The organism is Vibrio sp. 10N.286.49.E11, from assembly GCF_041469505.1.
Taxonomy (GTDB): domain Bacteria; phylum Pseudomonadota; class Gammaproteobacteria; order Enterobacterales; family Vibrionaceae; genus Vibrio; species Vibrio crassostreae_C.
The window spans coordinates 1-25,882 of sequence record NZ_JBFRKQ010000060.1 but is presented as its reverse complement, the minus strand read 5'-3'; the positions used below and the strand labels follow the sequence as shown (position 1 = coordinate 25,882).

22 protein-coding genes and 2 tRNA genes are annotated in these 25,882 nt (G+C 44.8%); 5 read left to right on the top strand and 19 right to left on the bottom strand.

What is annotated here, in order from left to right; translation table 11 throughout:
- Positions 1 to 106: 106 nt before the first annotated feature.
- Complete coding sequence (locus tag AB4167_RS14735; RefSeq protein ID WP_017059238.1) at positions 107 to 1,120, top strand: peptidase U32 family protein; 1,014 nt, start codon at positions 107 to 109, stop codon at positions 1,118 to 1,120.
- An 18-nt stretch (positions 1,121 to 1,138) separates the two neighbouring features.
- The gene (locus tag AB4167_RS14730; RefSeq protein ID WP_017059237.1) at positions 1,139 to 2,017 is read left to right on the top strand and encodes a U32 family peptidase; all 879 of its coding nucleotides are present in this window, start codon (positions 1,139 to 1,141) and stop codon (positions 2,015 to 2,017) included.
- A gap of 85 nt (positions 2,018 to 2,102) precedes the next feature.
- Here AB4167_RS14730 and AB4167_RS14725 read toward each other — a convergent pair whose 3' ends face one another.
- The 17 genes from AB4167_RS14725 to rlmE all read right to left on the bottom strand — a co-directional run bounded on the left by AB4167_RS14725 (position 2,103) and on the right by rlmE (position 20,391).
- Positions 2,103 to 3,440 (bottom strand): MATE family efflux transporter, encoded by a 1,338-nt coding sequence (locus AB4167_RS14725; protein WP_017065966.1) that lies wholly within the window; start codon positions 3,438 to 3,440, stop codon positions 2,103 to 2,105.
- Positions 3,441 to 3,529: 89 nt separating this feature from the next.
- Positions 3,530 to 3,937 (bottom strand): MarR family winged helix-turn-helix transcriptional regulator, encoded by a 408-nt coding sequence (locus AB4167_RS14720; protein ID WP_372136696.1) that lies wholly within the window; start codon positions 3,935 to 3,937, stop codon positions 3,530 to 3,532.
- A gap of 153 nt (positions 3,938 to 4,090) precedes the next feature.
- A complete protein-coding gene (gene nlpI / locus AB4167_RS14715; RefSeq protein ID WP_017065965.1) occupies positions 4,091 to 5,014 on the bottom strand; it encodes a lipoprotein NlpI in 924 nt (307 codons plus the stop codon).
- A 124-nt stretch (positions 5,015 to 5,138) separates the two neighbouring features.
- Complete coding sequence (gene pnp / locus AB4167_RS14710; RefSeq protein ID WP_017059234.1) at positions 5,139 to 7,259, bottom strand: polyribonucleotide nucleotidyltransferase; 2,121 nt, start codon at positions 7,257 to 7,259, stop codon at positions 5,139 to 5,141.
- A 378-nt stretch (positions 7,260 to 7,637) separates the two neighbouring features.
- Positions 7,638 to 7,907, bottom strand: coding sequence for a 30S ribosomal protein S15 (rpsO, locus tag AB4167_RS14705; RefSeq protein WP_010436144.1), 270 nt, complete (start codon positions 7,905 to 7,907; stop codon positions 7,638 to 7,640).
- Between the two features lie 213 nt (positions 7,908 to 8,120).
- Positions 8,121 to 9,074 (bottom strand): tRNA pseudouridine(55) synthase TruB, encoded by a 954-nt coding sequence (truB, locus tag AB4167_RS14700; RefSeq protein ID WP_017059233.1) that lies wholly within the window; start codon positions 9,072 to 9,074, stop codon positions 8,121 to 8,123.
- Positions 9,074 to 9,487, bottom strand: coding sequence for a 30S ribosome-binding factor RbfA (rbfA, locus tag AB4167_RS14695; RefSeq protein WP_017059232.1), 414 nt, complete (start codon positions 9,485 to 9,487; stop codon positions 9,074 to 9,076). Before rbfA ends, truB begins: the two co-directional genes overlap by 1 nt.
- 134 nt (positions 9,488 to 9,621) lie before the next feature.
- Positions 9,622 to 12,312, bottom strand: coding sequence for a translation initiation factor IF-2 (gene infB / locus AB4167_RS14690; protein ID WP_017059231.1), 2,691 nt, complete (start codon positions 12,310 to 12,312; stop codon positions 9,622 to 9,624).
- Between the two features lie 22 nt (positions 12,313 to 12,334).
- On the bottom strand, positions 12,335 to 13,822 hold the full coding sequence (gene nusA, locus AB4167_RS14685) for a transcription termination factor NusA (protein ID WP_017059230.1): 1,488 nt from the start codon (positions 13,820 to 13,822) through the stop codon (positions 12,335 to 12,337).
- Between the two features lie 35 nt (positions 13,823 to 13,857).
- Entirely contained in the window at positions 13,858 to 14,313 is a 456-nt protein-coding gene (rimP, locus tag AB4167_RS14680; protein ID WP_004738265.1) for a ribosome maturation factor RimP, read from the bottom strand.
- A gap of 234 nt (positions 14,314 to 14,547) precedes the next feature.
- A tRNA-Met gene (locus tag AB4167_RS14675) sits at positions 14,548 to 14,624 on the bottom strand.
- A gap of 53 nt (positions 14,625 to 14,677) precedes the next feature.
- Positions 14,678 to 14,762 (bottom strand) — tRNA-Leu (locus tag AB4167_RS14670).
- Positions 14,763 to 14,778: 16 nt separating this feature from the next.
- The gene (secG, locus tag AB4167_RS14665; RefSeq protein WP_017059392.1) at positions 14,779 to 15,111 is read right to left on the bottom strand and encodes a preprotein translocase subunit SecG; all 333 of its coding nucleotides are present in this window, start codon (positions 15,109 to 15,111) and stop codon (positions 14,779 to 14,781) included.
- Positions 15,112 to 15,405: 294 nt separating this feature from the next.
- Positions 15,406 to 16,746, bottom strand: a complete 1,341-nt coding sequence (gene glmM / locus AB4167_RS14660; protein ID WP_017072092.1) for a phosphoglucosamine mutase — start codon at positions 16,744 to 16,746, stop codon at positions 15,406 to 15,408.
- A 21-nt stretch (positions 16,747 to 16,767) separates the two neighbouring features.
- Entirely contained in the window at positions 16,768 to 17,598 is an 831-nt protein-coding gene (folP, locus tag AB4167_RS14655; protein WP_102393175.1) for a dihydropteroate synthase, read from the bottom strand.
- An 88-nt stretch (positions 17,599 to 17,686) separates the two neighbouring features.
- A complete protein-coding gene (gene ftsH, locus AB4167_RS14650; protein ID WP_017059395.1) occupies positions 17,687 to 19,654 on the bottom strand; it encodes an ATP-dependent zinc metalloprotease FtsH in 1,968 nt (655 codons plus the stop codon).
- A 107-nt stretch (positions 19,655 to 19,761) separates the two neighbouring features.
- Positions 19,762 to 20,391, bottom strand: a complete 630-nt coding sequence (gene rlmE, locus AB4167_RS14645; RefSeq protein WP_017059396.1) for a 23S rRNA (uridine(2552)-2'-O)-methyltransferase RlmE — start codon at positions 20,389 to 20,391, stop codon at positions 19,762 to 19,764.
- 114 nt (positions 20,392 to 20,505) lie between these two features.
- Here rlmE and yhbY point away from each other — a divergent pair, with 114 nt between their 5' ends.
- Positions 20,506 to 20,802, top strand: a complete 297-nt coding sequence (gene yhbY, locus AB4167_RS14640) for a ribosome assembly RNA-binding protein YhbY (protein ID WP_004738252.1) — start codon at positions 20,506 to 20,508, stop codon at positions 20,800 to 20,802.
- Between the two features lie 125 nt (positions 20,803 to 20,927).
- Here the strand turns inward: yhbY and greA are convergent, their stop codons facing one another.
- Complete coding sequence (greA, locus tag AB4167_RS14635) at positions 20,928 to 21,401, bottom strand: transcription elongation factor GreA (RefSeq protein WP_017059397.1); 474 nt, start codon at positions 21,399 to 21,401, stop codon at positions 20,928 to 20,930.
- Between the two features lie 511 nt (positions 21,402 to 21,912).
- On the opposite strand from greA, the gene AB4167_RS14630 reads away from it, so the two are divergent.
- Both AB4167_RS14630 and dacB read left to right on the top strand, forming a co-directional pair.
- Positions 21,913 to 22,938 (top strand): porin, encoded by a 1,026-nt coding sequence (locus AB4167_RS14630; protein ID WP_372074589.1) that lies wholly within the window; start codon positions 21,913 to 21,915, stop codon positions 22,936 to 22,938.
- Between the two features lie 111 nt (positions 22,939 to 23,049).
- A complete protein-coding gene (dacB, locus tag AB4167_RS14625) occupies positions 23,050 to 24,483 on the top strand; it encodes a serine-type D-Ala-D-Ala carboxypeptidase (RefSeq protein ID WP_372072884.1) in 1,434 nt (477 codons plus the stop codon).
- A 125-nt stretch (positions 24,484 to 24,608) separates the two neighbouring features.
- Here dacB and AB4167_RS14620 read toward each other — a convergent pair whose 3' ends face one another.
- The gene (locus tag AB4167_RS14620) at positions 24,609 to 25,454 is read right to left on the bottom strand and encodes a magnesium transporter (protein WP_017059400.1); all 846 of its coding nucleotides are present in this window, start codon (positions 25,452 to 25,454) and stop codon (positions 24,609 to 24,611) included.
- Positions 25,455 to 25,882: the final 428 nt, after the last annotated feature.

The window sequence follows — 25,882 nt, the reverse complement described above, 5'->3', positions numbered from 1 at the left end:
GGAGTAAAAGCAGATTTATCCATCTAAACCTGCCTTACATCAATTCCGTCATTCACAATTCTTCATAAAATGCTCGCTTCAACTTAATTCTACTGGTAGTGAGCAAATGGAACTCTTATGCCCAGCGGGTAACTTACCTGCTTTGAAAACCGCTATTGATTGTGGTGCGGATGCTGTCTATATCGGATTCAAAGACGATACCAATGCCCGACACTTTGCAGGCCTAAACTTTGCGGGTAAAAAGCTCGATCGTGCTGTGCAGTATGTGCATGACCACAACAAGAAAATTCATGTTGCCCTAAATACGTTTGCTCACCCAAATGGCTTCGACCGTTGGACTAATGCCGTAGACAACGCCGCTGCTCTGGGTGTTGATGCGCTGATCATCGCAGACATCGCGGTGCTTGAGTACGCAGCAAATAAGTATCCAGATCTAGAACTGCACCTATCAGTGCAAGCATCTGCGACCAATGCGGCGGCTATCGACTTCTACCATAAAAACTTCAACGTTAAGCGTGTCGTACTACCGCGTGTGTTGTCGATTCATCAGGTCAAACAGCTTTCTCGTAACATCACTTCTGACGTTGACCTTGAAGTATTCGCTTTTGGTAGCTTGTGCATCATGGCAGAAGGCCGTTGCTACCTCTCTTCATACATGACAGGCGAATCACCAAATACCGTTGGTGCTTGTTCTCCCGCAAAATACGTTCGCTGGCAAGAAACAGAAACTGGCCTCGAATCTCGCTTGAACGAAATCCTTATCGATAAATATGAAGCAGGTGAAAACGCAGGTTACCCAACGCTGTGTAAAGGCCGCTTTGAAGCAGATATCGATGGTGAACGTAAGCGCTATCACGCACTTGAAGAGCCAACCAGCCTCAACACGCTATCCATGTTGCCTGAGCTTTTCGCGGCGAACGTTGCCTCAGTGAAGATTGAAGGTCGCCAACGCAGCCCGGCTTATGTTGAACAAGTCACTCGTACGTGGCGTGCAGCTATCGATCGCTACTTAGCGAACCCAGAACAATACCAAGTGGAACAAGCTTGGAATGCGACACTGGCGAATGTATCGGAAGGTACACAAACCACGCTTGGCGCTTATCATCGTAAATGGCAATAGAGCCAAATGGAGAACTCAATGAAATACGCATTAGGCCCTCTACTTTATTTTTGGCCAAAACAAGACGTTGAAAGCTTCTATGAGCAAGCGAAATCAAGCTCTGCCGATATCATCTACCTAGGTGAAGCGGTGTGTTCAAAGCGTCGTGAGATGAAAGCGAAACACTGGATGGACATTGCTAAAGAGCTGTCGGCTTCAGGTAAGCAAGTCGTACTTTCCACCATGGCATTGCTAGAAGCACCAAGCGAAGTCAACATCATGAAGAAGTACATCGATAACGGTGACTTTGCGATCGAAGCCAATGATGTGTCTGCAATTCAACTGGCCAGCGAAAGCAAAGTACCTTTCGTGGTTGGCCCGGCAGTAAACACCTACAACGCACGCACCCTGAACCTATTCTTGAAACAAGGCATGACGCGTTGGTGTATGCCGGTTGAGCTTTCTCGCGAATGGCTAAGCAACGTAATGACCCAGTGCGAAGAGCTAAATATTCGTAACAAGTTCGAAGTTGAAGTGTTTAGCCACGGCTACCTGCCGCTTGCTTACTCAGCACGCTGCTTTACCGCTCGCGCTGAAAACAAAGCTAAAGACGATTGCGAAACCTGCTGTATCAAGTACCCAACAGGGCTACAAGTAGAAAGCCAAGAAGGCCAATCAGTCTTCAACCTTAACGGTATTCAGACGCAATCAGGCTACTGCTACAACCTAGTCAACGATTTGCCAAATATGCACGACTTGGTTGATGTGGTTCGTTTAAGCCCACTCGGCATCGATACCTTCTCTGAAATCAATAACTTCAGAGCGAACGAGCAAGGTCAAAAACCGATGAAGATTGAAAGCCGCCAATGTAATGGTTACTGGCATCAGCTTGCAGGTTTAGACGTTAAGAACATCTAGTTCCTCGCATTGGACTAACCAGCAACAGATACAAAAAAGGTCTAGCGTTCGCTAGACCTTTTTAATGCGACTTAAGAAACACGGCCTATGCCGTCGCTGTTTCCATCGGTGAGGCATCGAGCTTCTTTAAGTCTTTGTAGAGCATTACCATCACCACCACACTTAGTGCGATGTTAGACAGTGGGTACGCAATCCAGATCCCCGGCACACCATACAACTTAGGCATAATGTACAAGAACGGTAGTTGGATAAGCATATTACCTATAGTCACAAACATCGCCTTGCTGCCCTTGTTCACCGCTTGATAGTAAGCAGCTGCGACTACCAAGAAGCCATCCAGCGCCAGTGCAAACATGTGAAGGCGAATACCCAACACGGTGTACTCAACCAACTGAGGTTCGTCTGAGTTAAATACTGATACAAACTCACGTGGGAACGCATTGAGAAGCAGCACGAACGCCACACCAATCAATACCGAACTCATCATCGCAATCTTAAGTAGCTTGCGGATGTTTGCTTGGTTACGCGCACCATGGTTGTAGCTCACCAATGGTTGCATGCCGTTGGCGATACCTTCAGCCGTGAGATAATAAACCGTCACGATGTAGCCCAAAATCGCGTAAGCACCGATCATCAACTGGTCGCCATATTGAGAGAACAACGCATTGTGCAACGCCACCATCATCGAACCATAAGCGTACATAAAGAAGCTTGATGTACCAATGGCGAAGATTTGTGGAATCACATCCAGCTTCAATCTCAACTCATTCCAACGTAAACGTAGGTTTGCTCGACGCGAGAAGAAGTAAGCCAAGCCGAGAGCCGTTACTACAAACTGGGCAATCGCTGTTGCTAATGCTGCACCCATCAACTCCCAGCCATAGAGAGCGATAAACAGGTAATCGAGCACGATATTAATCACCGCACCAACGATCATCAGTATCGTCGCTAAGTTCGGACTGTCATCGTTACGCAGTAGAAACGGCATCGCGATCGAACCTAGCGTGAAGACACTAGCACCAATCAGAATGTGTAAGTACTGCAGACCAAGTTCATACACTCGCCCTTCAGCGCCCTGCCAAAGCAAGAAGTTATCAGCAAACAAGAACAGCAATGCAGAGACAATAGGCGTTATCGCTAACAACAAGGTTAAGCCCGTTGCTAAGATCTGCTTAGCGCCTTGAGTATCTTTTTCACCTTGGCGAATCGAGACAAGCGCACCTGTGCCCACACCCACCAACATACCAATACCAAGAATCGAACCAATCACAGGCCACGCAACATTGATACCTGCAAGTCCATCAGCCCCCACATAGCGGCCAATGAAGATGCCATCCACCACTTGGTACAGGCCATTAACCAACATGGCCGCCACGGTAGGGATTGTGTATCGCCAAAATTGACGACTAATTGAGTTACTCATTTCTTACTCTACTTTCATTTGTGAGTCGCATATCAACAAGATATGACTCGAAAAATTAGTTAACAAGGCTAACTAAATATCTAAATTATTTACTTTAAAGCTTTATTTAATAATAGGTTTAACTGCTGAGATTCTTGCTCAGACAAACGGCTTTCCAGCATCTGTGCCATGACCTGATAGATCTTACTTTCTTCTTCCAAGCCGACTTCCGCTTTGCTGGTCAGTACGACCAACTTAGACCTCGCATCTTCGAGCGAAGCTTTACGCTCAACGAGACCTTTTCTCTCTAACCTTTGAACCATAGTAGTTGCTGAAGGCTTGGTTACTTGCATTTCAATCGCCAGATCTGTCAATCGGATCGGTTCAGGAGAGGCTTGAATGACCTTCAAATAGTCATATTCATTGAAGCTCAATTGGCAAATAGGATCTTCATTTACCTGAGTGCGCCATATCTTAGAGGCGAAGCGCTCAATCTTTTCTAAATTCTGGTTCAGCATACTCACCTAATCAAAGAATAGCATTTAGTTAGCAAGGCTAACTATTTTAGTGTTGTTTAAATAAAAAGCAATCAAAACGAGATGAAGATCATAAAAAAGGAGCATAAAAAAACCGCTGACAGACAGCGGCTTTTCGGAATCAAAATGTGTTGCTTACTTAGCGTTAGCTTCTTCTTCGGCCTCAGCTAACTTAACTTGTGCTAAGTGCTCAGCTTTAAGCGTGGTGAAGATACGGCTTAACTCTAAGAAAGAGTAACGGTGTTCTACGTATTCATACACGTTAAAAGAAACCCCTAACTTGTACAAAGAGATAGCATTCGCGTAATCACCATTCATATGGTAACGCTTAGCAAGGTAGAAGTACGTCTCTGTTAGACGCTGCGCAAGTAACGTGTTGTCACGAGTACCGGTTAAGATTGCCTTGAAAGCCTGCTCTTCAGTAATGTCATCAAGCATAATCGCGACTAATACCCAACCCCACTGCTCATCACGGCTCTCGTAACGTTTTTGCAAATCAAGCTTAGCCTGCTCTGGCGTCAGCTCATGCTGAATGATGTACAACCACAGAGCGCGAAACGGATCGCTAGGATCGTCGGCATAGTGCTTCATCATCTCTTCATTGGCTAAGTCGTAACGCTCGCCATAGTAAAGCGCGATAGAGCGGTTCCTTTCTGCGTAAGAGTTTGCAGGATCAAGCTCTAACGTAGAATCAAAAGATTCATAAGCCGCATCAAACTCCCCTACCTGCGTAAAGTAAACACCCAAAAGATTGAAGATATCAGGTTGAGCAGGGTTCAATGAAAGAGATTGGTTGAAGTCGAGACGCGCGAGATCACGCAGGCCAACACTGTCGTAGTAGTTACCACGTTCAAACAGCATCTTAGCTCGAACTTCATCGTTCAAATCTGGGCGCTGTAATAACTGACTAAGACGTGCAATTTGAACTTCTTGCTGAACGCTTGGTTGCAGTGGCACAGCCATCGGTGGATAAACCCAACTTGAGGTGTTATCTGATGTTGTCGCACAACCTGTTAGTACAAGCAGTAAACACATACTCGCGGTTTGAAACCATTTCACAAATAATTACTCCTGTTATGACCGCAATAAAAAAGGGGAGCGATATGCTCCCCTTTATAACATGCTTTGTTGACGATAGGTTAGAAATCACTAAAAAGCGATATCACCATCGACACACTGAGAATTACTCAGCAGCAGGTGCTTCGCCTTCAGCTGGCGTTTCAACTGCTTCTTTCATGCTTAGACGTACACGGCCTTGACGGTCAATTTCAAGAACCTTAACAGGAACTTCTTGACCTTCAGTTAGGTAGTCAGACACTTTCTCAACGCGCTTGTCAGCGATTTGAGAGATGTGTACTAGACCATCTTTACCTGGAAGGATAGTAACGAATGCACCGAAGTCAGCTAGACGAGCAACTTTACCTTGGTAAATGCGGCCAACTTCAACTTCAGCTGTGATCTCTTCGATACGACGGATAGCTTCTTTAGCAGCTGCGCCTTCAGTAGCAGCAATCTTGATTGTGCCATCGTCTTCGATTTCGATTGTAGTACCAGTTTCTTCACAAAGAGCACGGATAACTGCGCCGCCTTTACCGATAACATCTTTGATCTTATCAGAGCTGATTTTCATTGTGTGGATACGTGGAGCGAATTCAGAGATATCTTCACGAGCACCAGAGATAGCTTCATCCATTACAGAAAGGATGTGCTTACGTGCACCTTGCGCTTGGTTAAGTGCAATTTGCATGATCTCTTTAGTGATACCTTCGATCTTGATGTCCATTTGAAGTGCAGTGATACCAGCGTTAGTACCTGCTACTTTAAAGTCCATGTCACCTAGGTGATCTTCGTCGCCAAGGATGTCAGAAAGAACAACGAAATCGTCGCCTTCTTTAACAAGACCCATTGCGATACCCGCAACAGAAGCTTTGATTGGAACACCAGCATCCATAAGAGCTAGAGATGTACCACATACAGAAGCCATTGAAGAAGAACCGTTAGATTCTGTGATTTCCGATACAACACGAACTGTGTATGGGAATTCTTCAACAGAAGGCATTACTGCTTGGATACCACGTTTAGCAAGCTTACCGTGACCAATTTCACGACGCTTAGGAGAACCAACGAAACCAGTTTCACCTACACAGTATGGAGGGAAGTTGTAGTGTAGAAGGAAGTTGTCTTTCTTCTCACCCATCAGGCTGTCGATGATTTGAGCATCACGTTGTGTGCCAAGCGTTGCAGTAACAAGTGCTTGAGTTTCACCACGAGTGAATAGAGAAGAACCGTGTGTACGTGGAAGAACACCAGTACGTACGTCTAGCGCACGAACCATGTCTTTTTCACGGCCATCGATACGTGGGTTGCCAGCGATGATGCGGCTACGTACTACGTTTTTCTCTAGAGAACCAAGCATGCCGCGGATTTCGCGCTCATCTAGGTTTTCGTCTTGTGCAATTAGAGCTTCAACAACGTCGTTCTTGATTACGCCAACTTGCTCGTAACGAGCCATTTTCTCAGTGATCTGGTACGCGTCAGATAGACGAGTTTCAGCAAGTTCAGCAACTTGAGCTTTAAGCTCAGTGTTAACTGCTGGTGCTTCCCAGTTCCAAGATGGAGTTGCAACTTCAGCAGCAAACTCGTTGATTGCTTTGATTACAACTTGTTGTTGGTCGTGACCGTAAACAACAGCTGAAAGCATTTCTTCTTCAGATAGGTTATCTGCTTCAGATTCAACCATAAGTACTGCGCCTTCTGTACCAGACACAACTAGGTCTAGTTTAGAGTTTTCAAGCTCAGTATTTGATGGGTTAAGAACAAGTTCGCCGTCGATGTGACCAACACGTGCAGCACCGATAGGACCATTGAATGGAGCACCAGAGATAGCAAGCGCAGCAGATGTTGCGATCATAGTGATCATGTCTGGGTTTACGTCAGGGTTGATAGAAACAACCGTAGCGATAACTTGAACTTCGTTTTTAAACGCACTTGGGAAAAGTGGACGAATTGGACGGTCAATCAGACGAGCTGTTAGTGTTTCGCCTTCAGATGGACGACCTTCACGCTTGAAGAAACCACCAGGGATTTTACCCGCAGCGTATGTACGCTCTTGGTAGTTTACTGTTAGTGGGAAGAAGTCTTGACCTGCAACTGCTTCTTTCTTAGCAACAACAGAAACGAATACTGAAGTATCGTCCATAGTCGCCATTACAGCAGCAGTAGCTTGACGTGCAATTACGCCCGTTTCTAGAGTAACGGTGTGGTTACCGTACTGGAACGATTTTACAACTGGTTTTTCAAACATTGTATATCCTTAGCTCTAAAGTCAGACTTTAGATTAAGTGAATAATGACTCAAGACATTACCAATCGCGACTAGTGAAAAGGGACTTAGGATGGTGACTCTTTGTATGTGTTCATACGCCGAATTAAGACCAAATCCGCCTTTGAATAGTCGCGACCTATTGGCCGACATCTGTGACTGTAATCTCTTGAGAGGTTGATTGCCAAACGCTGAAAACGCTATAGGCGGGCGTAGTATAAACTATTTTTATTAGGAGATATATTTCCTATCAGAAAAAGCCAGATGATATTCTGAGCATCCAGCCTAGCATTTTCTTACAGGCACAAAAAAAGGAGCATAAATGCTCCTTTTCTTCAAACTGTCTTTGCAGACATCGCTATTAGCGACGTAGGCCTAGACGCTTGATTAGGTCTTGGTAACGAGCAAGGTTTTTGCCTTTCAAGTAATCAAGAAGCTTACGACGGCTAGAAACCATACGTAGTAGACCACGACGGCTGTGGTGATCGTGTTTGTGCGCTTTGAAGTGACCTTGTAGGTGGTTGATAGAAGCAGTAAGTAGTGCTACTTGTACTTCTGGTGAACCTGTGTCGCCTTCAGATTGTGCGTATTCTGCAACGATTGCTGCTTTAGTTTCTGCATTCAGAGACATAATTCTCTCCTGATAAGAGTAAGTTTATATTTGTAGCAGCCAATCTCTGATTCAGCCGCTACGCGAGCCGAGGATTATAGGGAAGTTTGTCAGTTGGTGCAATAACAATCGAACCCATTAAAAACGAAAAAAGCGAACCACCTAAATTAGGCGTTCGCTTTCTATCTTATTTGCTCGCTTTTCACGACTCAGCGCTAAGATCCGATGTAAGCGCTACGCTTGTGGCTCTTCATCTCTGAAAACAACCAAACGCTTCGGTGCAACTCGGCCATCTTCAGCAATCTGAGCTACGCCGACAAACAGCTTCTCTTCGCCACTTGTCATACGAACCGTGCCTTCAGTTGGCGCACCAGCGACCTGAACTGGCATACCGTGCTGAACTAGGTCAGTCAGTTCCGCGTTCAGGTTTACTTCTGGTAAGTCTTCAACGGCAGTGTCCATTGGCATCAGCAGTGGATCAAGCAGCTCTTTCGGTGCAATTTCTTGCGCCTGTGCTTGCTCTAGGATCTCGTTTAACTGCTCCAAAGTCACCATACGCTCGTATGGGTACTTTGCGACACCTGTACGACGAAGCATGGTCACGTGAGCACCACAACCTAGCATTTCACCAAGGTCGTCGGTAATTGTGCGGATGTATGTGCCTTTCGAACAATGCACTTCCATTTCAACTTCATCACCTTCAAAGCGAAGCAGTTCAATAGAGTACACAGTGATCTTACGAGACTCACGAGGAACCTCGATACCTGCACGTGCGTATTCGTACAAAGGCTTACCTTGATACTTCAATGCCGAAAACATTGATGGTATCTGATCGGTTTCACCCTTGAAGCTCGCAATGCAACGTTCAAGCTGTTCTTGAGTCACGTTAACATCACGTGTCTCTACCACTTCACCATCAGAGTCAGAGGTATTGGTACGCTCACCAAGCTTAGCGATAACAACGTAGCGCTTATCAGAATCTAGAAGAAACTGAGAGAACTTCGTTGCTTCGCCAAGACAAATTGGCAGCATGCCAGTCGCAAGAGGATCCAGAGCACCGGTGTGCCCTGCCTTCTCTGCAAAGTAAATACGCTTTACTTTTTGCAGTGCATCATTAGACGAAATGCCAGTCGGCTTATCTAATAGAATTACCCCGTTGATAGGGCGACCTTTACGACGGCGAGCCATTACTCTTCGCCCTTAGACTGAGCTTCGTCAGTGCGGCCAGCTTCTTCTTGCTTACGCTTATCATCGTTCAGAACTTCACTTACTAGGTTAGACATACGCATGCCTTCTACTAGTGTGTTGTCGTAAGTAAAACGAACTTCAGGCGTTAGACGGTGGCGAATACGCTTACCAAGAGCCATACGAACTGGCACTTCATGCTCTTTAAGAGCTTTAAGGCATGATTCAGGAGTTTGCTCACCAACACACAGGAAAGTCACGAACACTTTTGCGTAAGCAAGGTCACGAGACACTTCTACGTCTGAGATAGTTACCATACCAATACGTGAGTCACGAACTTCACGTTGTAGGATAAGCGCAAGCTCTTTTTGAAGCTGCTGAGACACACGTTGTGTGCGGCTAAATTCTTTTGACATTTTCTTTTCTCACTTAGAAAGATGGGGGGCTTGGTAATAACCAGCCCCCCATGGTGTATTCAACAACCGATTACTTATTACCTTTACTAGTAATGTTAGTAACCTTAGTCAATATGTCGAGTCGTACAGACTGATTAGTCTAGAGTACGTTTAACCTCAACGATTTCGAATACTTCGATCTGGTCACCAACGCGAACGTCGTTGTAGTTCTTAACGCCGACACCACACTCGTAACCGTTCTTAACTTCTTGAACGTCATCTTTAAAGCGACGAAGTGACTCTAGTTCACCTTCGTAGATAACAACGTTTTCACGAAGTACACGGATTGGGTTGCTACGCTTAATCGTACCTTCAGTCACGATACAACCAGCGATTGCACCAAGTTTAGGCGACTTAAATACGTCACGAACTTGTGCAAGACCAATGATCTCTTGACGGAATTCAGGAGCAAGCATACCGCCCATCGCCTGTTTAACTTCGTCAATTAGTTGGTAAATGATTGAGTAGTAACGTAGATCTAGGTTTTCGTTCTGAACCGTGTTACGCGCAGTTGCGTCAGCACGAACGTTGAAACCAAGGATGATAGCGTTAGAAGCTGCAGCAAGCGTTGCATCAGTTTCAGTAATACCACCAACACCAGAACCTACGATGTTCACTTTCACTTCGTCAGTTGACAGTTTCAGTAGAGAGTCAGCAATCGCTTCTACAGAACCTTGAACGTCAGCTTTAAGTACCACGTTAAGCTCAGCAACTTCGCCAGCCGTCATGTTCGCGAACATGTTCTCTAGTTTCGCTTTTTGTTGGCGAGCTAGTTTAACATCACGGAATTTACCTTGACGGTAGTTCGCAACTTCACGTGCTTTACGCTCATCACGTACAACAGTCGCTTCATCGCCTGACGAAGGAACACCAGAAAGACCTAGAATTTCTACAGGAATAGATGGACCTGCAGTTTCGATGTCTTTACCGTTTTCATCACGCATTGCACGAACACGGCCGTACTCTTGACCACAAAGAACGATATCGCCTTTGTTTAGAGTACCAGACTGTACTAGTACTGTTGCAACTGGACCACGACCTTTATCAAGACGAGATTCAACAACAACACCAGACGCCATGCCTTCTTTAACCGCTGTAAGTTCAAGAACTTCAGACTGAAGAAGGATTGCTTCTAGAAGACCATCGATGTTTGTACCCTGTTTAGCAGAGATGTGAACGAAGATGTTCTCACCACCCCATTCTTCAGGGATAACGTCGTATTGAGCTAGCTCATTCTTAACGTTGTCTGGGTTTGCACCCTCTTTATCGATCTTGTTCACAGCAACAATCAGAGGAACGCCTGCCGCTTTCGCGTGCTGGATTGCTTCGATTGTTTGTGGCATTACGCCATCGTCTGCTGCAACTACAAGTACAACGATATCTGTCGCTTGAGCACCACGAGCACGCATAGCTGTAAACGCCGCGTGTCCAGGAGTATCAAGGAAAGTGATCATACCGTTGTCAGTATCTACGTGGTAAGCACCAATGTGCTGCGTGATACCGCCAGCTTCGCCAGAAGCAACGTGTGCTTTACGAATGTAATCAAGTGTTGAAGTTTTACCGTGGTCAACGTGACCCATGATAGTAACAACAGGAGCACGACCTTCAGCGATAGCATCGCTATCACGGTCAGCTAGTACTGCTTCTTCAAGTTCGTTTTCTTTACGTAGGATTACCTTGTGACCCATTTCTTCAGCAACAAGTTGTGCTGTTTCTTGGTCGATCACTTGGTTGATAGTCGCCATAGCGCCCATCTTCATCATTACTTTGATAACTTCAGTTGCTTTAACTGACATTTTGCTAGCCAGTTCAGAAACAACGATAGTTTCGCCGATAGCAACGTCAGATTTAGCAACAGTTGCTGACTTATCGAAGCCTTGCTGCATTGAAGTTGGTTTAGCAAGCTTACCTTTACCGCCACGACCACGCTGGTTACGACCACCACGGTTGTTTGCAGGTTGGTTAGCAGGAGCTGCTTTCTTCTTGCGACGACGAGGTGCTTTCTCATCTTTCTTATCTGCCGCATCTTCAGCTTCACGAGCGTAAGTAGAAGTAGTCACATGGTAATCCGCAGATTTCTCTTGCTCTTTCTTCTTCTTCTCTTCTTCAGACCAACGTTCTTGGTTCTCTTCTGCTAACTTACGAGCTTCTTCAACAAGCTTAGCTGCTTCAGCTTCTGCTTTACGAGTTGCTTCTAGCTCTTGACGAGCTTTAAGTTCATCCGCTTCTTTTTTCGCTTGTGCGTTAGCGTCTGCATTTTTTGAATTCATGTCTTTTTTAGCCTTTTCAGCTTGTGCGCGTTGAGCCTTCTCTTCAGCTTCACGTTTTGCATCCGCTTCACGTGTTACTTTTTCTTCAGCTTCGCGCTGTGCTTTCTCTGCAGCATCACGTTTCGCTTGCTCTTCAGCATCGCGTTGTGCTTTCTCTTCCGCTTCACGATTAGCTACTTCCTCAGCTTCACGTTTCGCTTCATCTTCAATAGTGCTGCGCTTCACGTAAGTACGCTTTTTACGTACCTCTACTTGAACATCCTTACTCTTACCGCCTCCAGCGGCAACACTTAGCGTGCTGCGGGTCTTGCGTTGAAGAGTTAAACGAGTCGGTTCTGTTTCGCCTGAAGTATCGCCGTGCTCCTTTTTAAGGTGCGTTAGCAATGTTTGCTTCTCTGAATCAGTCACTTGATCCGACCCTGCTTTCTTCATGCCTGCATCAGCAAGTTGTTCAATTAAGCGGTCAACTGGCGTACCAATCTCTTCACTCAGTGCTTTAACTGTTAATTGTGTCATACCGCTTTCTCTCCTTGCTGAATTATTCTTCGTCGCCGAACCAACAGATGTTACGCGCAGCCATAATTAGCTCGCCTGCACGCTCTGCAGTTAGGTCTTCGATGCCTTCTAGTTCATCAACGCCTTGGTCAGCTAGGTCTTCCAGTGTCGCAACGCCTTTTGCTGCTAGCTTGTAAGCCATTTCACGCTCAAGACCTTCAAGTGCAAGTAAGTCTTCAGCAGGCTCAACACCGTCGAAAGTTTCTTCTTTCGCTAGCGCTAGAGTAGTCAGTGCGTCTTTTGCGCGGTTACGTAGTTCTTCAACGATACCTTCGTCTAGACCGTCTACTTCAAGAAGCTCGTTCACAGGAACGTATGCTACTTCTTCAAGCGTAGAGAAGCCTTCTTCAACAAGCATTTGAGCAAAGTCTTCTTCAATGTCTAGGTGCTTCATGAAGTTTTCAATAGAAGCAACTGCTTCTTCTTGGTGCTTCTTCTCAAGATCAGCAACAGTCATTACGTTCAGTTCCCAACCAGTAAGTTGAGACGCTAGACGTACGTTTTGACCGCTACGGCCAATCGCTTGTGCTAGGTTATCCGCTTCAACAGCGATATCCATAGAGTGTGCGTCTTCATCAACGATGATTGAAGCAACATCAGCAGGAGCCATTGCGTTGATTACGAATTGAGCCGGGTTATCATCCCAAAGAACGATATCAATACGCTCACCACCAAGATCGTTAGAAACAGCTTGTACACGTGCGCCACGCATACCAACACACGCACCAACTGGGTCAATACGTTTGTCGTTTGTTTTCACAGCGATTTTAGCACGAGAACCAGCGTCACGTGCAGCACCTTTAAGTTCAATTAGCTCTTCACCAATCTCAGGCACTTCAACACGGAATAGTTCAGCTAGCATTTCTGGCTTCGAACGAGTAACGAAAAGCTGGAAACCACGAGCTTCTGGTTTAACTGCGTAAAGAAGACCACGAACACGGTCACCTGGACGGAAGTTTTCACGAGGAAGTTGGTCATCACGAAGGATTACCGCTTCAGCGTTGTTACCTAGGTCTAGAATAATAGTGTCACGGTTAACTTTCTTAACTGCGCCAGTTACTAGCTCGCCTTCGTTATCGATAAACTGCTCAACGATTTGAGCGCGTTCAGCTTCACGTACTTTCTGTACGATAACTTGCTTAGCCGTTTGAGTCGTAATACGGTCAAACGTTACTGATTCGATATCATCTTCAATGAAACCGCCAAGTTCGATCTCTGGGTCATCGTACTTTGCAGCTTCAATAGAGATTTCTTTTGTTGGGAATTCAACTTCCTCAACAGCTTCCCAACGACGGAAAGTTTCGAAATCACCCGTTTTACGGTCAATTTCAACACGAACTTCAATTTCTAGTTCGCTTTTCTTTTTTGTTGCCGTTGCAAGCGCGATTTCAAGCGCTTCAAAAATACGCTCACGAGGAACTGCTTTCTCATTTGAAACAGCTTCTACTACCGCCAAAATTTCTTTGTTCATTAATCTAGCCTCTTAAGCTCTTCTCTCTAGGAGAACTAAAATTTAGGGATCAGGTTAGCTTTCGCAATATTGCTCAGGACGAATTCTTCTTCTTGTCCTTCAACCAATACTTTCACTGTCTCGCCTTCGATAGATTGGATATCACCTTTCCATTTACGACGGTTGCCGACAGCCATTTTCAAAACGATGCTTACCTCGTGACCAATAAATTGTTGGTAATGCTCTGCTTTGAACAGTGGTCTCTCTAAACCTGGTGAAGACACTTCAAGGTTATAAGCCACTGAAATTGGATCTTCAACGTCCATTACGGCACTTACTTGGTGGCTAACTTCAGCGCAATCATCTACATTGATACCGTTTGGTGAATCGATGTAAATACGTAGCGTTGAGTGCTCACCAGCACGAATAAATTCTAATCCAACTAACTCATAACCTGATGCTGCTACTGGAGCGTCAAGCATTTCAGTAAGTTGTCTTTCTAAACCAGTCATTTAACCACTCCAGAAACAAAAAAAGGGCTCAAAGCCCAATTTAAATTCCAAGCAAACATTATCTAAATACATTTACAAATGCTTAGATAACAAAAAACCCCGTATAAGCCGGGGTTTTTGTTGCTGGACCCTTATATGTTAAGTGCCATCACATTCGATATCGCACCTAACTCACAGTGAGGTTCACACTGTGCAAACTTGCTACCAATACAAGCTATATAATAGCATTGAAATTGGTTGCGGGAGCCGGATTTGAACCGACGACCTTCGGGTTATGAGCCCGACGAGCTACCAAACTGCTCCATCCCGCGTCCGACTTGCGAGCATTATACGCCCAACAAGATGTTTTACAAGTTTGTAAACATGGTGCCGAGAGAGGGACTCGAACCCTCACACCCTAAGGCACTAGCACCTCATGCTAGCGTGTCTACCAATTTCACCATCTCGGCATCAAATCTTTACAGATTATTGTGGAATTTCGTCGCCTTGCGCCGGAACTTCACTCACTGCATCATCAGCTTGTTGAATCACCTGACCTTGGGTCGGGTCAATCCATTGTGACTCAGTTTTATGTGTAGACATATTACCAAGCACTAAGCTAAGGATAAAAAATGTAGTTGCAAAAATTGCAGTCATTCGGGTAAGGAAATTTCCTGAGCCACCAGCACCAAACACAGTGTTTGAAGCGCCAGCACCGAAAGAGGCTCCCATATCTGCGCCTTTACCTTGTTGAATCAACACTAGGCCAATTACACCAAGCGCTGCCAACAGGTAAATCACAAGTAGAACTGTAAACATTTTTCCACCTATGTTCCTAATTGTTGAGCCAGCGCCGTTCAAAAAACTATTTTTAAGAACAAGGCTAGCGACCTCCTAACTGAAGGCCGAGCAATACTAGCGAATGCGACGATGGCTGACAAGGAGAATTTGCTAAAAAATAAGCCTTTACCAAGTGAATGGTCAAAAAAAGGTCAAAAGCGACACAAAACTCATTTACGTCTCTTTTGACCGTTATATCTTTTGACCGTGATATAAGTCAACCACTTCTAATCACAGGCGCTATTCGCTGCGCCAGCTAAGTAAAAGGTTAAATTAGCAGTTTGCTTTTACTGCATCTGCAATCTTAAGCGCTGATGCTTGAACAAGCTCTGCATCTTCGCCTTCAACCATGACACGCAGTAGTGGCTCGGTACCAGACTTGCGTAATAGCACACGACCTTTCTCGCCAAGCTCAGCTTCTACTTCAACAACCGCTGCTTTTACCGCTTCAGCTTCCAATGGGTTTGAATCTCCGCTGAAACGAACGTTTTCTAGAACTTGAGGGTATAACGTCATGCCCTGAGACAGCTCATTCAGCGTCATTTCACTATCAACAACTGAAGCCAACACTTGCAGAGCAGCAACGATAGCATCACCCGTCGTCACTTTATCTAGTAGGATAACATGCCCCGAATTTTCAGCGCCGATCTTCCAGCCTTTAGCAAGAAGCTGTTCCATTACGTAACGGTCACCAACAGCAGCACGAACAAACGGAATACCTAACTGCTTAAGGCCATTTTCCATACCAAGGTTGGTCATTAGTGTACCAACAACGCCACCTTTCAACTCACCGCGACGCAGTGCATCACGAGCAATGATGTAAGCGATTTGATCGCCATCAACTTTGTTACCTAGCTCGTCAACCATGATGATACGGTCACCATCACCATCAAAGCCAAGACCTAATGCCGCTTTTTCTTCAACCACTTTTGCTTGCAGAGCACGTACATCTGTCGCACCGACTTCGTGGTTGATATTAGTACCGTTTGGCTCAACACCAATCGCAATAACTTCAGCACCCAGCTCTTTAAATACGGCAGGAGCTATGTGGTAAGTCGCACCATGTGCACAATCGACAACAATTTTCATTCCTGCAAGCGTCATCTGATTTGGGAATGTGCTCTTACAGAACTCGATGTAACGGCCAGCCGCATCGTTCAAACGTACTGCTTTACCAAGCTCAAATGAATCAACACATTCGATGTCTTTATCCAATTCAGCTTCAATTGCCAACTCGATATCGTCCGGCAGTTTTGTTCCCTCAGAAGAGAAGAACTTGATACCGTTATCGTAGTATGGGTTGTGTGATGCAGAGATAACGATCCCTGCTTCAGCGCGGAAGGTTTGAGTTAGGTAAGCCACAGCAGGTGTTGGCATTGGGCCAGTAAACGTAGCCTGAAGACCAGCAGCAGCAAGGCCAGCTTCTAGCGCTGACTCAAGCATGTAACCAGAGATACGAGTATCTTTACCAATGATGACTTTCTTTGTGCCTTGCTTCGCAAGAACACGACCCGCAGCCCAGCCAAGCTTCAGAACAAAATCAGGTGTAATCGGGTACTGGCCTACTTTGCCACGCACACCATCTGTGCCGAAATAACGTCTTTTATCAGACATAGTGATTTTCCTTAATTATATTTAGTGATTGTTGTTCATCACTTCGATTATTTTCATCGCTTCCAGTGTCTCCTCGACATCATGAACGCGAATAATTTGTGCGCCTTTCATCGCGGCAATCGTCGCGCAAGTGACGCTTGCGACCATGCAGTCGGCCGGAACCTTGTCTAGCAATTTAAAGATCATCGATTTTCTCGACATCCCCGCTAAAACAGGTAAGCCTAACGAATGAAACTTTTCAAGGTGCGCTAATAGGTGGTAATTATGCTCAATGGTTTTACCAAAACCAAAACCAGGATCCAGAATCAGCTGATCTTTTGATATACCAACAGCCTCACAAGCCTCCACCCTTTCTTTTAAGAACGCTTCAACATCCATTAGGACATCATCGTAATTAGGGTTAGCTTGCATGGTTCTTGGCTGACCTTTCATGTGCATCAGGCAAACGGGCACATTAGCATCGGCGGCCGCTTCTAAAGCTCCGGGCTCTTGCAGTGCGCGCACATCATTGATCAAATCAGCCCCCGCTTCAACGGCTTGGCGCATCACTTCAGCTTTACTGGTATCAATGGAGATCCACACATCAAACTTAGCGCGAATTGCTTTAATGGCAGGAATAACGCGAGCGAGCTCTTCTTCTAAAGGAACGTCAGGCGCTCCCGGGCGAGTTGATTCACCACCAATGTCAATAATGCTAACACCAGCTTGAATCATTCGCTCTGCTTGCAGTAAAGCATTATCTAATGAATTGAATTTTCCGCCATCAGAGAAAGAGTCAGGCGTGACATTGAGGATGCCCATCACATGTGGGCGATCTAACACGAGAGTTTTATTATGTGCTTTTAATATCATGGAAGGCCGATCTTAAAGGGAAAAACACCATAGGCTATAAACAGAAAAACCCTGAGCGTACTCAGGGTTTTAATTGATAGTTTAGCGATTAAGAATCTTTGTTTTGAGCATCATCTGATTCAGATTTAACTTCTTCAACTTTTGACTCTTCAGCTTTAGGTTCCGCTTTAGCTTCTTCTGCCTTAGCTTCAGGTTTTGCTTCTTCCTTTGTAGGTTCAGCTTTTACCTGATCACCCCAACCAGCTGGATCACGAATCTCTTGCTTACGCTCCATCAAGTCATCAATTTGACCTGCATCGATCGTTTCGAACTTCATTAGAGCGTCTTTCATCGAATGCATGATATCCATGTTATCTTCAAGAATCTTCTTAGCTCTATCGTAGTTACGGTCGATAAGGATACGAATCTCTTCATCGATAAGCTTAGTCGTGTCATCAGAAACGTGCTTAGCTTGGCTCATGCCGCGACCTAGGAAAACTTCACCTTCTTCTTCTGCGTAAAGAAGAGGACCCAATTTCTCAGAGAAGCCCCACTGCGTAACCATCTTACGAGCAATATCAGTTGCACGTTCGATATCGTTAGACGCACCAGTTGACACTTTGTCTTTACCGTAAATAAGTTCTTCAGCAAGACGACCACCGTACAGGCTAGAAATCATAGACTCTAGATGTTGGCGAGACATGCTCACACGATCTTGCTCTGGCAAGTACATGGTTACACCAAGCGCACGACCACGTGGAATGATTGACACCTTGTACACTGGATCGTGTTCAGGTACCAAACGACCAACAATTGCGTGACCCGCTTCGTGGTAAGCCGTTGACTCTTTCACTTCTTCAGACATAACCATTGAACGGCGCTCTGCACCCATCATAATTTTGTCTTTCGCAAGTTCAAACTCAACCATAGACACATTGCGCTTGTTACCACGAGCAGCAAATAGCGCCGCTTCGTTCACAAGGTTCGCAAGATCTGCACCAGAGAAGCCTGGAGTACCACGAGCGATCAGCGACGGTTCAACATCACCTGATAGTGGCACTTTACGCATGTGTACTTTAAGAATCTGTTCACGACCACGTACATCCGGTAGACCAACCACAACTTGACGGTCAAAACGACCAGGACGAAGTAATGCAGGGTCTAGTACGTCTGGACGGTTAGTCGCAGCGATAACGATAATACCTTCGTTACCTTCGAAACCATCCATCTCAACCAACATTTGGTTCAGTGTTTGTTCACGTTCATCGTGACCACCACCAACACCAGCGCCACGTTGACGACCTACAGCATCAATTTCATCGATAAAGATGATACAAGGTGCCGCTTTCTTCGCTTGTTCGAACATGTCACGCACACGAGATGCACCAACACCAACAAACATTTCAACGAAGTCAGAACCAGAGATAGTAAAGAACGGTACTTTCGCTTCACCGGCAATCGCTTTTGCAAGCAATGTTTTACCCGTACCAGGAGGACCAACCAACAGGATACCTGTCGGGATCTTACCACCTAGCTTTTGGAAGCGGCTTGGGTCACGAAGGTAGTCCACAAGCTCTTTCACGTCTTCTTTTGCTTCGTCACAACCAGCAACATCAGCAAACATGGTTTTGATTTGTTCTTCGCTCATCATTCGAGCTTTACTCTTACCGAAAGACATCGCGCCTTTACCGCCGCCGCCGCCTTGCATTTGACGCATGAAGAAAATCCATACACCAATCAGTAAGATCATTGGGAACCATGAGATGAAGATAGTGCCAAGCAGGCTCTGCTCTTCAGGTGGTGTACCCTGAACTTTTACGTTTTGATTAATTAAGTCATCAAGTAGCTTTTGATCATAAACAGGCATGTAAGTTACATACTTAGAACCACCACCACGACGTGTGAAAGTGATTTCGCTGTTATTGAACTGTGCGTCTTGAATCTGGCCTTGGCCAACTTCCTGTACAAACGTGGTGTAATCTACTGCTCTGCCGTTACTTTCCCCAGGGCCGAAGCTCTGGAATACCGACATCAACACTACCGCGATAACAAGCCACAGAATTAAATTTTTTGCCATGTCACTCAAGGTGTAAGCCTCTCGATAACTAATTGTAATTAAAGGTAGGGTACTACAGTTTGTAACCTGTAGCCATGTTGTTAACTCTCACTCTTGGAAGAGAATCGTTAACCTTTGTAACCAGTGGCTACGATAAACACTTCACGAGATCGAGCTCGAGAAGAGTCGGGTTTTCTAACTTTTACTGTTTTAAACATCTCGCGGACGTCCTTAACGTATTGGTCAAACCCTTCGCCTTGGAATACTTTTACAACAAAACTACCATTGGTAGCTAGAACTTGTCGACACATATCCAAAGCTAATTCAACTAAATACATAGCTCTTGGCTGATCCACAGAATTGTTGCCTGCTATATTAGGTGCCATATCTGACATCACGACATCAACCATGTTTGGTTGTATACGTTCCAACAAGGCATCTAGCACAGCTTCTTCGCGGAAATCGCCTTGTAAAAAGCTAACACCAGCAATCGGATCCATTGGTAACAAGTCACACGCAATGATTTGTCCGTTGTCTCCAACAATCTTAGCAGCATATTGAGACCAACCGCCAGGTGCTGCACCCAAATCCACAATGGTCATCCCAGGAGACAGCAATTTATCTTTCGTTTGAATCTCTTCCATTTTGAAATAAGCACGTGAACGATAGCCTTTCTTTCTTGCTTCATTTGCGTACTTGTCGTCGAAGTGTTCCTTCAACCAACGGCCTGAACTGGCCGAGTGTTTCTGTTTGCTCATTGGATACCTAAATTGGAGGAAAGTACTAATTGCTGAATAAATTATAGTCTTCAGCTTTAGATGGCGTTAAAATAGGTTTTTTCAACCCTAATAGTAAAGAAAATTGGCCGCGTAATGAACCTAAGTACCAAACAAAAGCAGCATCTAAAGGGCCTAGCTCACAGTTTAAAACCTGTTGTGCTAATGGGCGCAAATGGACTTACTGAAGCTGTTCTAGCGGAAATCGAATTAGCTCTAGACCACCACGAACTGATCAAGATTAAAGTTGCATCAGAAGACCGTGAGACTAAGCAACTGATTATCGATGCAATTGTACGTGAAACTAAAGCTGAGAAAGTACAGACTATCGGTAAAGTTCTAGTACTGTTCCGCCAGTCAGAAGCACGTAAAATCGAGATTCCACGTAAATAAGCGAGTTTGATATAAGCTAACTTCACTAATAGGAAGCCACAGCGCTTATCTTTTAGTGTAGCGTGAGAAACGAAAAAGGTCGCATTTAGCGACCTTTTTACTTATCAGAAACAAAGAAAATTCAATTAGATATATTCTACTTTGTCGATTTCGAAGTCTTTGTCACCACCAGGGGTAGAGATCATGACTTCGTCGCCTTCCATTTTACCGATAAGACCGCGAGCAATTGGCGATTTCACAGAAATGCGACCCGTTTTGATGTCTGCTTCGTCTTCTGAAACGATTTGGTAGCGGAACTCATCATCGGTATCCACATCAATCAGTGTCACTGTCGTACCAAAGATAATCTTGCCCGTATTATCCATTTGCGTTACATCGATGATCTGAGCCAGTGATAGCTTATATTCAATATCACGGATCTGAGCTTCACAAATACCCTGCTCTTCACGAGCGGCGTGGTATTCAGCATTCTCTTTCAGGTCACCTAGTTCACGTGCTTCACCAATAGCTGCTGAGATAACAGGGCGTAGCTTAAGTAGGCGATCTAATTCGTCACGTAGCTGCTGAGCGCCACGTACTGTCATTGGAACCTTTTCCATTTTTTACCTCTATGCCAAAGCTTTCTTTGGCCAACATAAATACACCCAACGTATTTATTGGGTGATAGAAACAAAACGATTTGGCTTAGTGTAAACAAACTTTATGGCTAAATCACCTTTATTCCACTTTGCGTTATAAAAGCTTTATCTAGGTCTAAATTACAGACATCACAAAAATGAATAATAACCTCCCCATCAATAAGTGGAGAGCTAAATACCTAAAAAAACAAAAAACAAACAAAATAAACACAGATCACACTTTTATAAAATACACTCAAAAACAATCACTTAAACAAAAAAGATATAATAAAACAGTGTTCATTTTTTAGTTTTATATCATTTTACTAACTGACCATGGAACTTTAGAGGTAAAAAGTAACCCATGGATTGCACTGGCATTTTCAGACTTCTGTTCTAATCATGATTATGAAGCCTGATTAATACAGGCAATACACAAAAGGGTTCAAATCCTTAATAAAACTTCTATGGACAGTAATTAGGAAATAATAACATGAACAAGACTATGATCGCGCTTGCTGTATCTGCTGCAGCTCTTGCTACTAACGCAGTGGCAGCCGACGGTAAACAAGCTGGTGATATTGCCGGTACTTCTGTATACAGCTCAAACGGCACTTCTCTAGAAATCGGTGGTCGTGCTGAAGCTCGTCTATCTCTAAAAGATGGCAAAGCACAAGACAACACTCGTGTACGTCTTAACTTCCTAGGTAAAGTTGAAATCCAAGACGGCCTATACGGCGTTGGTTTCTACGAAGCAGAATACAACGCAAACGACTACGAAGGCGATGCTGATTCTATCGATCACCGTTACACATACGCTGGTATCGGCGGTACATTCGGTGAAGTAACTTACGGTAAAAACGACGGTGCGCTAGGCGTTATCACAGACTTTACCGATATCATGTCTTACCACGGTAACTCAGCGGCATACAAAATTGCAGCGGCTGACCGTACAGACAACATGCTTTCTTACAAAGGTGAATTCCAAGACCTAGCAGTTAAAGCAAGCTACCGTTTCGCTGACCGTTCTGAAACTGCAGCAGGCGACTTCACTGACAACAACGAAGATGGCTACTCTCTATCTGGTATCTACTCAATCGGCGACTCTGGCTTTAAGCTAGGTGCTGGTTACGCTGATCAAGACGAGCAAAACGAATACATGCTAGCGGCTTCTTACCGCACTGAAGCTCTATACTTTGCTGGTACGTTCACAGACGGTGAGCTAGCGAAAGATAACGGTGATTACACTGGTTACGAATTCGCAGCAGCATACACACTAGAAAAAACTGCATTCACACTAACGTACAACAACGCAGAAACTGACGGTGAAACTTCAGCTGACAACGTTGCAATCGATGCGACTTACTACTTCAAGCCGAACTTCCGTACGTACATCTCGTACAACTTCAACCTAATCAGTGAAAATGACACAATTGGTACTGTAGGTTTGGGTAACGGTACTGCATCTAAAGCAGACGCTGAAGACGAGCTAGCTCTAGGTCTACGTTACGACTTCTAATTCTGATTATCTAATTGATTAATTAGTTAATTGAGAATCAAAACGCCCGCTATCTAGCGGGCGTTTTTTATATCTGTATACTGAAAACATCAGCCATCCAAGAAATCTTCTATGCGCCTTCTATCCACACTACTGGTATGTAGTTTTTCCATTAGCGCTTTCTCAGTTAACGCTTTCGCTTACCCCCCTCTAGATAAACTGCCTGATGGCAGTAGCACCAGTGTAATTTTGGAATCCCTGAAAGGCGATTCAAACAAACTGAATTCCAATAGTGATGGCTTCTACCCACCCGCCAGTACTTTGAAGCTGGTGACAGCTTTGGCGGCTAAGTTGGAGTTAGGGGATGACTTTCACTACACGACCAGCATTGTTCGTTCTGGTAATGACTCTATCATTTCATTTAGTGGCGACCCAACGCTGCAACGAGAACAGCTTAAAAGCCTTTTGGCTCAATACGCTAAGTCTCAATCAAGAACCATCAAAGGCAACTTATACCTCGATAACTCGACTTTTACGGGCTATCAGCGAGCGGTGGGGTGGCCTTGGGACATTCTAGGCGTTTGTTACAGTGCGCCTTCGAGTGCAATGACCTTAGACAGCAACTGTGCACAAGCCTCTATTTATACAAAAGATAATGGCAGCACTCGGGTTTATATTCCCGCTCACTATCCGATAGACGTGACGACCACCGCTGCCACGGTAACTCGCTCTGGGCAGAAGGCAACACAATGCGACTTGGAGCTCATCACCACACCAGATAACGCTTACAAGCTCTCTGGTTGCTTGGTTGAGCGTAAAAAGCCACTGCCACTCAAGTTCGCGATTCAAAATCCAGAACTTTACACATATCAAGTCGTTACATCGCTTCTCAAAGAACTGAAAATAGAAGTAAAAGGTGATGTGATTATTGGTAAAAAAGCGCAAGCAGACAAAACCACGTTAGTCGCTAGTCACAACTCAGAAAAGCTTCCTGAACTGCTCGATATCATGCTCAAGAAGTCAGATAACCTTATCGCAGATAATCTAACTAAAACGCTAGGAGCAACATTTTATGTTCAACCGGGCAGCTTCAATAACGGCACTGAAGCAATAAAACAGATACTGCTGACCAAGGCTAATATTGACCTCAGTAAAGCGCAGCTCGTCGATGGTTCAGGGTTATCCAGAAATAACCGAATGAGGTCACAGACCATGGCTCAAGTGCTTCGTTATATCTGGGAAAACGATCAACAGCTCAGCCTGATTGAGGCTATGCCTACATCTGGCACTGATGGAACGCTCAAATACCGTCAGAGCATGAGAAAAGCACCGATTCAAGGCAACATTATCGCCAAGAGTGGTTCTCTATACGGCAGTTACAACATGGCGGGATACGGATTAGATAAAGCGGGAAAACCAAACTCTCTGTTTGTACAATTTGTCCGTGATTACTTCCCTGAAGAACAAGATCCAGACAGACCGGTAGAGGCTCCAATCACCCAGTTTGAGCGTGCTTTCTACAAAGATGTAGTTGAGTTCAGTCAAACACAAAGCAAATCGAAGTAATGTTTGGCTCTGTGTAAACTTCTACTCAAACAATAAAAATGGCGCTGAAGACCTTCAATCTGCAGCGCCATTTTTGTTTCTCAGATGTATTTAGCTATTTTTATAGGTGCCTATTTTTATAGGAGCTAAGCGATACCGAGGAATGAGTTAACCACAGTGAAGTAGATCCACATTCCTGAGATATCAACTATGGAAGCAAGCACTGGGCTCACTAGCACTGCAGGGTCCAACTTGAACAAACGAGCCACGATAGGCAACCCGCCGCCAAGAACCGTCGATATTGTCACCTGAATAAACAGAGCAACAGCGATAGCAAAGGCAATCATGTTAATGTCGTAACCACCAGTAGACTGGTTTTCACTGAACAGCAAGATACGTCCAATCATTACCGCGGCAATCGCCAGTGCTAAACAAATAGCCACTCTAAACTCTTTCCATAGAACATTGGCCCACTGACGTTTTTTCAATTCACCAGTGGCTAAGGCTCTAATCACCAAAGTAGCGGCTTGTGTTCCCGTGTTACCTCCCGCTGCAGCGATAACTGGCATATAGATAGCTAGCAGTACCAGTTGGCTAAGGATATCTTCGTACTGAGCGATGATAAGACCAGAAACGATACCTAGCAGTGCCAGCGCAATAATCCAACCGATACGCTGTCTAACATGGCTTAATACACCTGTAGAAAGGTAACCCTGTTGAGGCTCAACCTCTGAATAGATTAGCCCTAGTTGGTGAGCTAGATGTCGCGAACGCTTTTCAAAGCCTTGCTCCTCTAACTCACTAAGTAGAGCTTGAATCGTACTTAGAGAGCATTGCCCTAATACAAGTACTGCATCTTCAAGCGGCATACAGTTGAGAAGCCTAACTTGCTGCTCACGCCCGTATTGCTGAAATGCATTCGATACAGCTTGGATGTCTTGCTCTGAGTACAGAGCTTCAATAGATAAAAAAGTGTTGTTCATTACCGTCATGGCGAATCTCCCGATTGGCAAAGGTAACGACCATCAAAACAAGTAGCCTACAGTAAGTACTTCACAAACATAAAGCGGTGTACACCAAGAGCGTAGAACTCGATACATAAAGCATATAACTGAGCGCACCAAGAGCTTAAAGCACTGGTGTGTCTACTTGTTAGAATCTAGAGTGTGGAAAAGAATGAAGGGAAAACAAAGATACCCTACCTGAACGGCAGGACAATAGATCAATACCGAGACAGGTTATTCTTCTCCATTCAAACTAGGAGGATGGTCGGTATTGTTCATAAAAATCTCCAAAATTACTGTCAGTTCGACAGCGCGCATAGTGTAGCAATAGCCGTTCAAAAACTTCGTCAAATTCCTGTCAATAAATAGGGGTCAATAAAAAAGGCATCCGTAGATTAATGCCGTTCACTTAAGAG